This window comes from Inquilinus sp. CAU 1745 (genome assembly GCF_039839375.1).
In the GTDB taxonomy this organism is placed as follows: domain Bacteria; phylum Pseudomonadota; class Alphaproteobacteria; order DSM-16000; family Inquilinaceae; genus JBDOQU01.
This window is the reverse complement of sequence record NZ_JBDOQU010000002.1, coordinates 250,077-263,361: the sequence shown is the minus strand read 5'-3', so window position 1 is coordinate 263,361 and position 13,285 is coordinate 250,077. Positions and strand designations below refer to the sequence as shown.

Annotated in this window: 14 protein-coding genes and 1 tRNA gene; 5 read left to right on the top strand and 10 right to left on the bottom strand. The window is 66.1% G+C overall.

Translation table 11 applies throughout. From position 1 onward, the window contains the following. Window positions 1-9 precede the first annotated feature (9 nt). Window positions 10-678: a response regulator gene (locus AAFN89_RS03670; RefSeq protein WP_347536015.1), complete on the bottom strand. Its 669-nt coding sequence runs from the start codon at window positions 676-678 to the stop codon at window positions 10-12. Window positions 679-814: 136 nt separating this feature from the next. On the opposite strand from AAFN89_RS03670, the gene AAFN89_RS03665 reads away from it, so the two are divergent. Genes AAFN89_RS03665 through AAFN89_RS03655 form a run of 3 tightly spaced genes read left to right on the top strand, consistent with a single transcriptional unit; the run spans window position 815 to window position 3,829 of the window. Then, window positions 815-1,789: a tripartite tricarboxylate transporter substrate binding protein gene (locus AAFN89_RS03665; RefSeq protein WP_347536013.1), complete on the top strand. Its 975-nt coding sequence runs from the start codon at window positions 815-817 to the stop codon at window positions 1,787-1,789. A 10-nt stretch (window positions 1,790-1,799) separates the two neighbouring features. Further along, the gene (locus tag AAFN89_RS03660; RefSeq protein WP_347536011.1) at window positions 1,800-2,273 is read left to right on the top strand and encodes a tripartite tricarboxylate transporter TctB family protein; all 474 of its coding nucleotides are present in this window, start codon (window positions 1,800-1,802) and stop codon (window positions 2,271-2,273) included. Window positions 2,274-2,314: 41 nt separating this feature from the next. Beyond that, window positions 2,315-3,829: a tripartite tricarboxylate transporter permease gene (locus tag AAFN89_RS03655; RefSeq protein ID WP_347536009.1), complete on the top strand. Its 1,515-nt coding sequence runs from the start codon at window positions 2,315-2,317 to the stop codon at window positions 3,827-3,829. A gap of 170 nt (window positions 3,830-3,999) precedes the next feature. Here AAFN89_RS03655 and proB read toward each other — a convergent pair whose 3' ends face one another. From proB to AAFN89_RS03610, 9 genes are all read right to left on the bottom strand, one after another. After that, entirely contained in the window at window positions 4,000-5,115 is a 1,116-nt protein-coding gene (gene proB / locus AAFN89_RS03650; RefSeq protein WP_347536007.1) for a glutamate 5-kinase, read from the bottom strand. Further along, window positions 5,112-6,167, bottom strand: coding sequence for a GTPase ObgE (obgE, locus tag AAFN89_RS03645; RefSeq protein WP_347536004.1), 1,056 nt, complete (start codon window positions 6,165-6,167; stop codon window positions 5,112-5,114). The genes proB and obgE overlap by 4 nt, the downstream gene beginning before the upstream one ends. 229 nt (window positions 6,168-6,396) lie before the next feature. Beyond that, window positions 6,397-6,669 (bottom strand): 50S ribosomal protein L27, encoded by a 273-nt coding sequence (gene rpmA / locus AAFN89_RS03640; protein ID WP_347536002.1) that lies wholly within the window; start codon window positions 6,667-6,669, stop codon window positions 6,397-6,399. Window positions 6,670-6,719: 50 nt separating this feature from the next. After that, window positions 6,720-7,031 (bottom strand): 50S ribosomal protein L21, encoded by a 312-nt coding sequence (gene rplU, locus AAFN89_RS03635; RefSeq protein WP_347536000.1) that lies wholly within the window; start codon window positions 7,029-7,031, stop codon window positions 6,720-6,722. Window positions 7,032-7,146: 115 nt separating this feature from the next. Next, window positions 7,147-8,049 (bottom strand): branched-chain amino acid ABC transporter permease, encoded by a 903-nt coding sequence (locus tag AAFN89_RS03630; RefSeq protein WP_347536350.1) that lies wholly within the window; start codon window positions 8,047-8,049, stop codon window positions 7,147-7,149. Window positions 8,050-8,119: 70 nt separating this feature from the next. Next, on the bottom strand, window positions 8,120-9,007 hold the full coding sequence (locus tag AAFN89_RS03625; protein WP_347535998.1) for a branched-chain amino acid ABC transporter permease: 888 nt from the start codon (window positions 9,005-9,007) through the stop codon (window positions 8,120-8,122). Window positions 9,008-9,079: 72 nt separating this feature from the next. Continuing rightward, window positions 9,080-10,285: an ABC transporter substrate-binding protein gene (locus AAFN89_RS03620; RefSeq protein ID WP_347535996.1), complete on the bottom strand. Its 1,206-nt coding sequence runs from the start codon at window positions 10,283-10,285 to the stop codon at window positions 9,080-9,082. 42 nt (window positions 10,286-10,327) lie between these two features. Further along, window positions 10,328-11,077 carry an ABC transporter ATP-binding protein gene (locus AAFN89_RS03615; protein WP_347535994.1) on the bottom strand — a complete coding sequence of 250 codons (750 nt, stop codon included), beginning with the start codon at window positions 11,075-11,077 and terminating at the stop codon, window positions 10,328-10,330. Window positions 11,078-11,084: 7 nt separating this feature from the next. Then, window positions 11,085-11,840, bottom strand: a complete 756-nt coding sequence (locus AAFN89_RS03610) for an ABC transporter ATP-binding protein (protein WP_347535991.1) — start codon at window positions 11,838-11,840, stop codon at window positions 11,085-11,087. A 370-nt stretch (window positions 11,841-12,210) separates the two neighbouring features. Here AAFN89_RS03610 and AAFN89_RS03605 point away from each other — a divergent pair. Both AAFN89_RS03605 and AAFN89_RS03600 read left to right on the top strand, forming a co-directional pair. Next, window positions 12,211-12,300, top strand: a tRNA-Ser gene (locus AAFN89_RS03605). 403 nt (window positions 12,301-12,703) lie between these two features. Beyond that, the gene (locus tag AAFN89_RS03600) at window positions 12,704-13,282 is read left to right on the top strand and encodes a hypothetical protein (protein ID WP_347535989.1); all 579 of its coding nucleotides are present in this window, start codon (window positions 12,704-12,706) and stop codon (window positions 13,280-13,282) included. The last annotated feature ends 3 nt before the right edge of the window (window positions 13,283-13,285 follow it).

Genomic DNA, 13,285 nt, shown 5'->3' with positions numbered 1-13,285 from the left:
GCGACCGGCCTATTGCTTGAGTTCGGCGACATAGCCAAGCCCGCGCAGGGTGCGGATCGTTATCGGCGTGCCGTCCAGCCGCTTCCGTAGCCGGGCGACGTAAAGCTCTATCGCGTTCGGCCCCGCCTCGTCGTCGAAGCCGAAAAGCTGCTCGGCGAGGTCCGCCTTGCTGAGGACGCGCCCGAGGCTGCCGAGGAAGATCTCCAGCATCCGGTATTCGCGGTTCGGCAGGTCGACGGGAACGTCGTCGATGGTGACCAGCCGGGCGGAGCGGTCGAAGGCGAGGTTGCCGTAGCGGGTGACGTTGACGGCGATGCCCTGCCGGCGGCGCAGCAGGGCGCGGCACCGCGCCTCGAACTCCCGGAAATCGAACGGCTTGACGAGATAGTCGTCGGCGCCGAGGTCGAGCGCGCTCACCCGGTCGTCGACCTCCGACCGGGCGGTCAGCACCAGGACGGGCGTGGAATCGTTCCGCCGCCGCAGCCCTTCCAGGATCGCGTGCCCGTCGAGGCGGGGCAGGGTGATGTCCAGGATGACGAGGTCGTATCGCTGGACGCGCAGCGTCTCCTCCGCCAGCGCGCCGTCGGTTTCCCAGTCGATGGCATGGCCGCTGCGACGAACGCGGCGGACTATCGCCTCGGCGAGGTCTTCTGTATCTTCAACCAGCAGGATGCGCATCGATCGAAGGCCGCAGCGCCCAGGGGCGCTCGCATGACAGGTCCATGACAGGTTCGCCCGTTAGCTTCTAGTAGCGGCTTGGTGTTCGCAGAAACCCGGGCCGCAAGCAAGAAAACACACCGGGAGGAGTACCTCGATGTTCACCAGATCCAATTACCGGCTGCCGACGCTGGCGGTCGCCGCGACCGTCGGAACCCTTATGGCCGCCGGCGGCGCATGGGCGCAGATGGACAGCCTGTCGATCATGGCCCCGGCCTCTCCGGGCGGCGGCTGGGACGGCACCGCACGGGCGATGCAGCAGGCCCTGCAGCAGGAAGGCATCGTCGAAAACGTCGAAGTGACCAACGTTCCGGGCGCCGGCGGCACGATCGGCCTCGCCCAGTTCGTCGGTTCGGCCGGACAGGCGGACGAGTTGATGGTCAGCGGCCTCGTCATGGTCGGCTCGATCCTCACCAACAACGCGCCGGTTTCGCTGGAGCAGGTGACGCCGATCGCGCGCCTGACCGGCGAATATGAAGTCATCGTCGTGCCGGCTGCTTCGGATATCCAGACGCTCGACGACCTGGTCGCGAAGTTCAAGGAAGACCCGCTTTCGGTCTCCTGGGCCGGCGGTTCGGCCGGCGGCACCGACCATATCCTGGTCGGCCTGATCGCCGAGGAAGTCGGCGTCGAGCCTTCGGGCATCAACTACATCGCCTTCTCCGGCGGTGGCGAGGCGCTGGCCGCGCTTCTGGCGAACGACGTGACGGCAGGCGTCAGCGGCCTCAGCGAGTTCGCGGGCCAGATCGAGGCGGGCGAGCTTCGGGCCATCGGCATCTCCTCCCCGGAGCGGCTGGAAGGCGTCGACATCCCGACCCTGATCGAAGGCGGCGTGGATGTGGACCTGGTCAACTGGCGCGCCGTCGTGGCCCCGCCGGACCTGGATGACGAAGGCCGCCAGCAGCTTCTCTCGACCGTCGAGGCGATGGCCACAAGCGAGACCTGGCAGAGCCTGCTGGAAGAGCGCAACTGGATGGATTCCTACCTCGCCGGCGACGAGTTCGCGGCGTTCCTGGAAGAAGACCGGCAGCGCGTCGAGGGCGTGCTGAAGAGCATCGGTCTCGTCGAGTAAGACGATCCCCATGGTCCGGAACCTGAAATCCGCCCATCTGGGCGAAGCCGGTTTCGGCCTGGGCGTGATCCTGTTCGGGGTGTTCGTCGCCATCCTGACGACGAACATCCCGATCGGGCCGGCCTATTCCGCGGTCGGCCCCAAGGTCTTCCCGTGGCTGATCTCCGGCGCGCTGATCCTGATCGGGATCCTGCTGCTCATCGAGGGGCTTACGACCGCCGACCCGCCCGAGCGGATCGAGGTCGACTGGCGGGCCATCCTCATCATCGGGCTTGGCCTGGCGGCGCAGCTCCTGCTGATGAAACCGGCCGGCTTCATCATCGCCTCGACCGTCCTGTTCGTGGCCGTGGCCCGCGCCTTCGGCGGCAAGCGGTGGTGGCTGGAGATCATCGTCGGCGTCGCGCTTAGCACCGTCACGCAGATCGGCTTCACCTGGGGCTTGGGCCTGCAACTGCCGTCCGGCATCCTGGGCGGACTTCTGTAGCCGCCCCGCCGCGCCCGGTCCCTTTCTGACGGAAATCGTCCATGGATACTCTGGCCGCCCTTTTCCAAGGCTTCAGCGTCGCCATCACACCGATGAATCTGGTGTGGGCGTTCGTGGGCGTGTCGTTGGGCACCTTCGTCGGCGTGCTGCCGGGCATCGGCCCGGCGCTGACCGTCGCGCTGCTGCTGCCCGCGACCTACACGCTGGACCCAACGGCGGCCTTCATCATGTTCGCCGGTATCTATTACGGCGGCATGTATGGCGGATCGACCACCGCCATCCTGCTGAACACGCCGGGCGAAAGCGCCAGCATCATCGCCGCGATCGAGGGCAATGCGATGGCCCGCCAGGGGCGCGGCGCATCGGCGCTGGCGACGGCGGCCATCGGCTCCTTCATCGCCGGCACGATTGCCACGGTCGCGCTCACCTTCCTGGCGCCCGTGATGATCGAGGTCGCGCTCCAGTTCGGTGCGGCGGAATATTTCGCCCTCATGGTGCTGGCCTTCACGACGGTCAGCGCGCTTCTGGGCAGCTCCATCTTCCGGGGGCTGGCCAGTCTGATGCTGGGCGTCACGCTCGGCCTCGTCGGCATCGACCTCCAGACGGGCCAAGCGCGGTTCACGCTGGGCGTGCCGCAGCTCCTGGGCGGGATCGACGTGGTGATCGTCGCCGTCGGCCTGTTCGCGGTCGGCGAAACGTTCTTCGTCGCCGCCCGCCATAAATGGGAGCGGGAAGAGATCCTGCCGGTCAAGGGATCGGTCTGGATGACCAAGGATGAATGGAAGCGGTCCTGGAAGCCGTGGCTGCGCGGATCGGGCCTCGGCTTCCCGTTCGGAGCCCTGCCGGCCGGCGGCGCGGAGATCCCGACCTTCCTCTCCTACATGCTGGAGAAACGCCTCTCCAAGCGGAAGGAGGAGTTCGGCAAGGGCGCGATCGAAGGCGTGGCCGGGCCGGAAGCGGCGAACAACTCCGCCGCCGCCGGCGTGCTGGTGCCGCTGCTGACGCTGGGCCTGCCGACATCGGCCACGGCCGCCATCCTGATCGCCGCCTTCCAGCAATACGGGCTGCAGCCGGGGCCGCTCCTGTTCGAGAATGAGCCGGAACTGGTCTGGGGCCTGATCGCCAGCCTCTATATCGGCAATTTCATGCTGCTGGTGCTCAACCTGCCGATGGCCGGAATCTGGGTGAAGGTGCTGGCGATCCCCCGGCCGCTGCTCTATGGCGGTATCCTGGTCTTCGCGACGCTGGGCACCTACACGCTCAACAATTCGCTGGTCGATCTGGTGCTGCTCTACGTGATCGGCGGGCTGGGCTTCCTGATGCGGCTCTATTCGATCCCGGTCGCGCCGGCGGTGATCGGGCTGATCCTGGGGCCGCTGGCGGAGCAGCAGTTCCGCCGGGCGCTCGCCATCAGCCAGGGCGACGCCACGGTCTTCTTCACCTCGCCCCTGTCGGCCTCCCTGCTCGCCATCGCCGCGCTGGTCGTCCTGGGGCCGGTCATCTGGCGGGTCGTCCAGCGGCGGAGGGACACGCATGGTTCGACAGGCTCACCATGAGGAGAGAGGCGGGAACCTTTCCCTAATTCGTCATTCCGGACTTGATCCGGAATCCATGGGCCATGGCCGCTTCGCCGGCCACGAAGGACTGGATTCGACCCGGCCGGCATAGACGCCGCATGGATGCTGAATCAAGTCCAGCATGACGTTCTTTCTTGAGGACGCCAGGGTTACCCCAGCACCAGATCGTCGCGGTGGATCATCTCGTCGCGGCCGCGATAGCCCAGGATCTCCTCGATCTCCGCGCTGCGGTGGCCGGCGATGAGGCGAGCGTCGGCGGAGGAGTAGGCCGAGAGGCCCTGGCCGATCCGGCCGCCGTCGCGGGACCGGACGGCGACGGGATCGCCCCGTTCGAACGCGCCCTCGATCTCCACGATCCCGGCGGGCAGCAGGCTCTTGCCCCGGGTAAGCGCCGCGACCGCGCCATCGTCGATGACCAGCGTTCCGATCGGGTTCAGCGTGCCGGCGATCCATCGCTTGCGGGCCGTCCGGGGTTCGGCCGACGGCAGGAACCAGGTGCAGGCGGCTCCGGTCTCGATCGCACGGATCGGGTTCATCACACGGCCCTGGGCGATCGCCATGCGGCAGCCGGCCCCCATGGCGATGCGGGCGGCGGCCAGTTTGGTGACCATGCCGCCGGAGGAATAGCCGGGGAGCGCCTCCCCCGCCATGCCCTCGATCTCCGGCGTCAGGTCGTCGACCTCGCCGATCAGGGTGGCCGAAGGGTCGCGCTTCGGATCGGCCGTATAGAGTCCGTCGATGTCCGACAGCAGGACCAGCGTGTCGGCGCTCATCATCTGGGCGACGCGAGCGGCCAGCCGGTCATTGTCGCCGAAGCGGATTTCCGACGTGGCGACGGTGTCGTTCTCGTTGATGACCGGCACCGCCCCCAGCCTCAGCAGCGTCGCGATGGTGCTGCGGCCGTTGAGGTGGCGTCTGCGATCCTCCGTATCGGCCAGCGTCAGCAGGATCTGCGCCACCGTGATGTCGTGGCGCGCCAGCGTCTCCTGATAGGCGTGGGCGAGACGGATCTGCCCGGTGGCGGCGGCGGCCTGCTTCTCCTCCAGCTTCAGCGCCCGACCGTGCAGGCCCAGATGCTCCCGCCCCACCGCGATGGCGCCGGAGGAGACGACGATCACCTCCTGGTCCCGCGCCCGGCAGGCCGCCAGATCATCGGCCAGGGCGTCCAGCCAGTCGCGGCGGATTTCCCCGGTCGCGCCGTCGACCAGAAGGGCGGAGCCGATCTTGACGACGAGCCGGCGGGCGTGGCGGATATCGGCGATCATTCGGCTTCGGGGTCGGCGACTGACACCGAATAGGGGTCGGGCGAGGGCTCTTCGGCTGCGACGCGCGCCTCCTTCACCCGGTCCCAGAGGGCGAAGAGGGCTTCCCGGACGCCCAGCCCGGTCGCGCCGGAAAGGGCCAGCACGGGCGCGCCGGAGGCCTCCTCCAGCGCGGCCTTCCGCTCCGCCACCTCTTCATCGGTCAGCGCGTCGATCTTGTTGAGCCCGACGATCTCCGGCTTCGCGGCCAGGGCCTCGTCATAGGCCGCCAGTTCCGTCCGGATGGTCCGGTAGGCGTCGGCCACCGCGTCGACCGTGCCGTCGACCAGGTGCAGCAGCACGGCGCAGCGCTCGACATGGCCCAGGAACCGGTCGCCCAGCCCCTGCCCCTCATGTGCGCCTTCGATCAGGCCGGGGATGTCGGCGATCACGAATTCCCGGTCGTCGGCGCGCACGACACCCAGATTCGGATGCAGCGTGGTGAAGGGATAATCGGCGATCTTCGGCTTGGCGCGCGTCGTGGCGGCCAGGAAGGTCGATTTGCCGGCATTGGGCAGGCCGACCAGCCCGGCGTCCGCGATCAGCTTCAGCCGCAGCCAGACCCAGCGTTCCTCGCCCGGCCAGCCGGGCATGGCGCGGCGGGGGGCCTGATTGGTGGAGGTCTTGTAATGGGCGTTGCCGAACCCGCCATCGCCGCCGGCGAGCAGTTTCAGCCGCTGGCCTTCCCGCGTCAGGTCGGCCAGCACCGTCTCCTTGTCCTCGTCCAGGATCTGGGTCCCTACGGGCACGCGCAGCGTGACGTCGTCGCCCTTTGCGCCGGAACGGTCCTGGCCCTTGCCGTGATCCCCGCGCCTGGCCTTGAAATGCTGCTGGTAGCGATAGTCGATCAGCGTGTTGAGGCCGTCCATCGCCTCCACCCACACATCGCCGCCGCGACCGCCATCGCCGCCGTTCGGCCCCCCGAACTCGATGAACTTCTCCCGCCGGAAGGCGACACAGCCGGCGCCGCCATCGCCGCTCTTGATGAAGATCTTGGCTTCGTCGAGGAACTTCATGATCGTTGGCTTTCCGGAACCGTGGCTAACTGACGGAACTTCCCCCTCACCCAACCCTCTCCCACGGAGGGGAGAGGGCTAACAACTTCACCCTCTCCCCTCCGTGGGAGAGGGAGGGACCCGACCCGAAGGGGCGGGAGGGTGAGGGGGGCTTACAAACGCAAAAACGGGGGAACGGTCGCCCGTTCCCCCGTCCTGTCAGTGACGGCTCGATCGTGTCGGGCGCGCTTTACTCGGCGGCCTGGGCCACCGGCGCTTCGGCGACGGAGACGAAGGTCTTGCCGTGGGCCTTCCGGAACTGCACCTGGCCTTCGGTCAGCGCGAACAGCGTGTGGTCGCGGCCCATGCCCATGTTGGCGCCCGGATGATACTTGGTGCCGCGCTGGCGGATGATGATGTTGCCCGGCACGACATGCTCGCCGCCGAACTTCTTCACGCCGAGGCGCCGGCCTTCAGAGTCGCGCCCGTTGCGGGATGAACCGCCAGCCTTCTTGTGAGCCATGACTTACTCCTGGAATCTCTTTGCTTCGCGTCGCCGGCCGAGCTTCGGGCTCAGGCCGAGATGCCGGTGATCTTGAGCACCGTCAGGTCCTGGCGGTGACCCTTCTTGCGACGGTAGTTCTGGCGCCGCTTCTTCTTGAAGACGATGATCTTCGGGCCGCGATCGTGGTCGACCACTTCCGCCGTGACCGACGCGCCGGACAGGACGGGCGTGCCGACGGAGACCTTGTCGCCGTCGACCACCATCAGGACCTGGTCCAGCTTGACCGAGGATCCGGCGTCGTCCGACAGGCGCTCGACGCGGATGACATCATCTTTGGCGACCTTGTACTGCTTGCCGCCGGTCTTGATCACTGCGAACATCGTGACGCTGCCATATCTCGAAAATAAAGGGCGGGCCGTAAGGGGACGGCCCGCTGCAAGGCCGGGACTATACTCGCGGCGGGTTGGCTGTCAACGATTTCATGAGGGTCCGGCGTCAATCCTTGCGGCGGTCGAGGAGATGGAGGAGTTCTCCCACGATCCCGCGCCGGAAGACCAGCACGCAGAGAACGAAGATGGCCCCCGTGACGACCGTGACCGGCAGCCCGCTGCCGGCCAGGTAGTTCTGCAGGCTGACCACCAGGAAGGCGCCGACGACCGGGCCGAAGATGGTGCCCATGCCGCCCAAGAGCGTCATCAGCACGACCTCGCCCGACATCTGCCACTGCACGTCCGTCAGCGAAGCGAGCTGGAAGACCAGCGACTTGGTGCCGCCGGCCAGGCCCGCCAGCGTCGCCGACATGACGAAGGCCGCCAGCTTGAACCGTTCGACCTTGTAGCCCAGCGAGACGGCGCGAGGCTCGTTCTCCCGGATCGCCTTCAGCACCTGCCCGAAGGGCGAATGGATGATGCGGTAGATCGCGCCGAAGCCCAGCAGGAAGATCGCCAGCACGAAATAATACATGTTGAGCGGCTGTTCGAGGTCGATCAGCCCCAGCAGCATGCCGCGCGGCACCGCCTGGATGCCGTCCTCCCCGCCGGTGAAGGGCGCCTGGAGCGAGATGAAATAGACCATCTGGGCCAGGGCCAGCGTGACCATCGCGAAATAGATGCCCTGCCGCCGGATGGCGAGGAAGCCGAAGACGAGGCCGAGGAAGGCCGCCGCCGCCGTGCCGAGCAGGATGCCGATCACAGGATCGGTGTTCCAGGCGGTCATCGCATGGGCGCTGACATAGGCGGCCCCGCCGAAGAAGGCGGCATGGCCGAAGGACAAGAGCCCGACATAGCCGATCAGCAAATTGAAGGCGCAGGCGAAGAGCGCGAAGCACAGCAGCTTCATCAGGAAGACGGGGTAGAGCACGAAGGGCGCGACCAGCCCCAGCGCGACGAAGATCGCCATGACGATCCATGCCGTCCGCGCGGACGCGCCGCCCGCCGGGGCAGTGAGGGAGGAGGTTCCGGTGGTCATCTCAATGCTCCCGACCGAAGAGGCCGGCGGGCTTGATCAGCAGCACGATCGCCATCACCACGAAGATCACGACGTTGGACGCCTCCGGATAGAAGACCTTGGTCAGCCCCTCCAGGATGCCCAGTCCGAAACCGGTCACGATCGCGCCCAGGATGGAGCCCATGCCGCCGATGACCACCACGGCGAACACGACGATGATGAGGTTGGAGCCCATCTGCGGGTTGACCTGATAGATCGGCGCCGCCAGTACGCCGGCCAGCCCGGCCAGCGCCACGCCGAAACCGTAGGTCAGCGTGATCATGCGCGGCACGTTGATGCCGAACGCCTGGACCAGGGCCGGGTTCTCCGTCGCCGCGCGGAGATAGGAGCCGAGCTTCGTCCGCTCGATCGCGTACCAGGTGGAGAAGCACACCACGAGCGACACCACGACCACCCAGCCGCGATAGTTCGGCAGGAACATGAAGCCCAGGTTCCGGCCGCCCGACAGCAGATCCGGGATCGCGTAGGGCTGTCCGGACACGCCGTAGAAATGGCGGAACAGCCCCTCGATGATGAGCGCCAGCCCGAAGGTCAGGAGCAGCCCGTAGAGATGATCCAGCTTGTAGAGCCGGGACAGCATCGTCTTTTCCAGCACGATGCCGAACAGCCCGACCAGGATCGGCGCCAGGATCAGCGCGAACCAGTAGTTTATGCCCAGGAACTGAAGCAGCATCCACGCCACGAACGCGCCCAGCATGTACTGCGCGCCGTGGGCGAAGTTGATGACGTTCAGCATGCCGAAGATGACGGCGAGGCCGAGGCTCAGCACGGCGTAGAACGAGCCGTTGATGAGCCCCAGAAGCAACTGCCCGAACAGCACCTGCGGGGGTATGCCCAGCAGTTCAAACATCGGCGTCGTTCCCGGTCTTGAGCAGGAATTTCCCTGCGCCCCTCCTTCCGGGGAAGAGCGCGGGGATCATGATCAGAAGCTGCAGCCGCTTTCCTCGGCCGACGCGTAGGCGACGTCGCCGGGGACGGTGCCGATCAGGTTGTAGTAGTCCCACTCACCCTCGGACTCGTCGGGCGACTTGACCTGGAAGACATGCATGTCGACCGGCACGCGGTTGTTCGCCTGGATTTCCACGCCAGGGGCGAAGAAATCGTCGATCGGCATGGCCCGCATCTGTTCGGCCACGGTGGCGGTGTCGTCCGTTCCGGCGGCTTCGACCGCGCGGAGATAGTGGCGGACGGAGGAATAGACGCCGGCATGGACCATGGTCGGCATGGCGCCATGGATCTCCTGGAATTCCTCCGACCAGGCCCGGGTGTCGTCGTTCATGTCCCAGTAGAAGGATTCCGTCAGGGTCAGCCCCTGGGCTAGTTCCAGTCCCATGGCGTGGACGTCGGTGACGAAGACCAGCAGCGAGGCCAGCGTCTGCCCGGCCTGGACGATGCCGAACTCGTTCGCCTGCTTCACCGCGTTGACCGTGTCGCCACCGGCGTTGGCGAGGCCGATGACCTCAGCGCCCGATCCCTGCGCCTGGAGCAGGAAGGAGGAGAAGTCCGACGTGCCAAGCGGATGCCGGACGCCGCCGATCACCTCGCCGCCGAGGGATTCGATGACTTCCGTCGCGTCGGCTTCAAGCGCGTGGCCGAAGGCGTAGTCGGCGGTCAGGAAGAACCAGGTGTCGCCGCCATTCTCCACCACCTGGGTGGCGGTGCCGACGCCCAGCGCGCGGGTGTCGTAGGTCCAGTGGAAGCCGTAGGGCGAGCAGGCCTCCCCGCTGAGCGCCGACGACGCCGCGCCGGAGATGAGGAAGATGCGCTCCTTCTCCCGCGTGATCTCCTGCACCGCGAGCGCGACGGAGGAGGTCGGCACGTCGGCGATGACGTCCACATTCTCCGTATCGATCCACTGGCGGGCGATGTTGGAGCCGACATCCGGCTTGTTCTGGTGGTCGGCGGAGATGATCTCGATCGGCGTGCCGTTGATCTCGTTGCCGAACTCCTCCGCCGCCATGCGGGCGGCGACGACGGAGCCTTCGCCCGACAGGTCGGCATAGACGCCGGACCGGTCGTTCAGGACGCCGATCTTGATGACATCCGCGGACATCTGCGCGTGGGCCATGCCCGCGGCGGTGACGGTCAGCGCCATCACGGCGGCGCCGGTCAGAAGACGTGACATCATTTCTCTAGTTCCTCCCAGTGACATGCTTGTCGTTTTGCGCCGTCAGACCCCGAGATAGTCGTGCAGCTTCGACATGTTGGCGTCGAGGTCCGCGTTCGGGATCATATCGACCATGTGACCGTCCTCCATCACGTAGTGCCTGTCGGCGATGGTGGACGCGAAACGGAAATTCTGCTCCACGAGCAGGATGGTGAAGCCCTCTTCCTTGAGGTCCCGCACCACACGCCCGATCTGCTCGATGATCACCGGGGCCAGGCCCTCGGTCGGCTCGTCGAGCAGCAGGAACCGGGCGCCGGTGCGCAGGATGCGGGCGATCGCCAGCATCTGCTGTTCTCCGCCGGAAAGGCGCGTGCCCTGGCTGCGCGCGCGCTCTTTCAGGTTCGGGAACAAGGCGTGGATGCGCTCGATCGACAGGCCGCCGGAAGCGATCTCGGGCGGCAGCAGCAGGTTTTCGGTGACGTTCAGGCTGGCGAAGATGCCGCGCTCCTCCGGCACGTAGCCGATGCCCAGCCGCGCGATCCGGTTCGACGGCAGGTCGATCAGTTCCCGCCCCTCCAGCAGGACCGACCCCTTGCGCTGGCCGAGGATGCCCATGATGGCGCGCAGCGTCGTCGTCTTGCCCGCGCCGTTGCGGCCCAGAAGCGTGACGACCTCGCCCTCCCGCACGTCCAGGTCGACGCCGTGCAGCACGTGGGATTCGCCGTAGAAGGCGTGAAGGCCGCGAACCTCCAGCAGCGTGCCGGAATCGCCATTCATGCGGGAGACGGGTTCGGTCGCCCCATTCTCACTCATGGGCCCCTCAGTCATGGCCGCTGCCCATATAGGCTTCCCGCACCCTCGGATCGCGGGAGACCTCCTCGTAAGGTCCTTCGGCCAGGATCTCGCCGCGCTGGAGCACGGTGATCGTGTCGCACAGATCGGCGACGACGGAGAGGTTGTGCTCCACCATCAGGACGGTGCGCCCCGCCGCGACCCTGGAGATCAGCGCCGCCGTCCGGCCGACATCCTCATGGCCCATCCCGGCCATGGGCTCGTCCAGCAGCATCATCTCCGGCTCCAGCGCCATGGTGGTCGCGATCTCCAGCGCCCGCTTGCGGCCATAGGCCAGCTCGACCACGGGCGTCGTCTCGTATTCGCTGAGGTTGACCGCCTCGATCAGCTCCCGCGCGCGATCGTCCAGCACGTTCAGGCTGCGCTCGGACTTCCAGAAATGGAAGGCGGTGCCCAGCTTGCGCTGCAGCGCCACCCGCACATTCTCCAGCACGGTGAGATGCGGGAAGACGGCGGAGATCTGGAAGGACCGCACCACGCCGCGCCGCGCGATATCGGCCGGCTTCATGCCCGTGATGTCCTCGCCGTCATGGACGATCCGGCCGCGCGAGGGCGCGTGGAACTTGGTCAGCAGGTTGAAGACGGTGGTCTTGCCCGCGCCGTTGGGGCCGATCAGCGCATGGATCGATCCGCGCCGGACGCGCAGATCGACATTGTTGACCGCGACGAAGCCCTTGAACTCCTTCGTCAGGCCCTGGGTCTCCAGGATGATGTCTTGCGACATTGCCGCTCCGCCGGTGAACGCCGCGTCAGGCGGGGTAGGGGCGCTGTTCGGGGAAAGCTTCCCCTTTCCCGGCGCTGGACGCCGGGAGCATGTCGATCGGCATTCTGAAAACGAGCTCCCTGTATGCTCTTTTTGTTCTCTGTCGCGCTCTGATGACGCTTTGGCGGCGATGTTGCCGCAACGGGCCCGTCTTCGCAACTGCCAAAACGCGAAAACGCCTGTCGATGAAGGGGTTGGCGCGTTTCCGGACGACCCCAAGAGGTTCGGCGAAGGCCGAGCGGAGGCAACGCTTGCGGGGAAGGGGGGCTTGGGCTAATGTCCCGCCGCTTTTCGACCGGGCGCTCCAGACAGCGCCCTGTTATAGCGCCGCGGAGAGGTGGCTGAGTGGTTGAAAGCACCGCACTCGAAATGCGGCATGCTCGCAAGGGCATCGGGGGTTCGAATCCCCCCCTCTCCGCCAATTTTGCGCCGTCGATTGCCATCCATAGTCCGATATTGCCGCCGATTACCGGATCGCCACCAACTGGCATAGTGAACCGCCGATCACCGCCGTTTTCACGCTAAAGTCCGACGTTGCCTGCCGAGCCAGCCTTCTACTGTACCCGCCGCTAACTGTGCTGAGGTCGGGAGCAGACTGTCCGCTGTTGTATACGCAACTCGAAGACAGACATTGTATCGCCTGGTGCGAAGGTCTGAGGATGGCCCGAAACCGGTCTCTCGACGTCCGACGACTCAACGATAGCTTCGTGTCCGCTTTCTAGGCCGCACCCCGTTCTTCCCAGCAACATCAATGTCAGAAATTTCTATTGAAATTTGAATTTTGTCAGATATATGATCCATGCACCTGACATGGAGATCCCTCTATGACCGATGGTCCGTTTAGGAATCTAAGGCTCGGGAGCTGTTGGAAACGGCTTGCCGAGGCAGTGCAGAATGACGCGGCATCGTCCGCGGAATGCGGCGCATTGGCTTCGGCTTCACTCGCCCGCCATCTCGTCACCAAGGAACACGCGAAGGCGCTTCAAGAGCTCGACGCACATCTTGACTCAGATCAGCTGGACCTAGATCCGCTTGGGTCCGTCGAGGCCATTTTCGTCCGTTGCGAGAAGACCCCCTTTCTCGACGCGCTTCAGAAAGAGCTTCTGTATCGGACTGCCAACGACCCGCCCCTCGGCAACGCGATCGCGCCAGCACTTGACGCCGCCATCGACACTCAGATCGGTGAAGCTAGAAACCGCTTTCAGGAAGAGTGTATCCGCGCGCAGGAAGCGGGCGAGATAACCCGCAGCGCGGCGGATCGGGCGCGGGAAAAGATCGATTCCGCCTTCGACGCAGTGGAGAGCGCGAAAGTCCGTGATGCTCTGTTGGCGGGCAAGAAGGACGCCTTCGAGAAGGACTTGGGCAGAAGCGACGGCGTCGATGAAGGGATGGTCCGCTTGTGAATG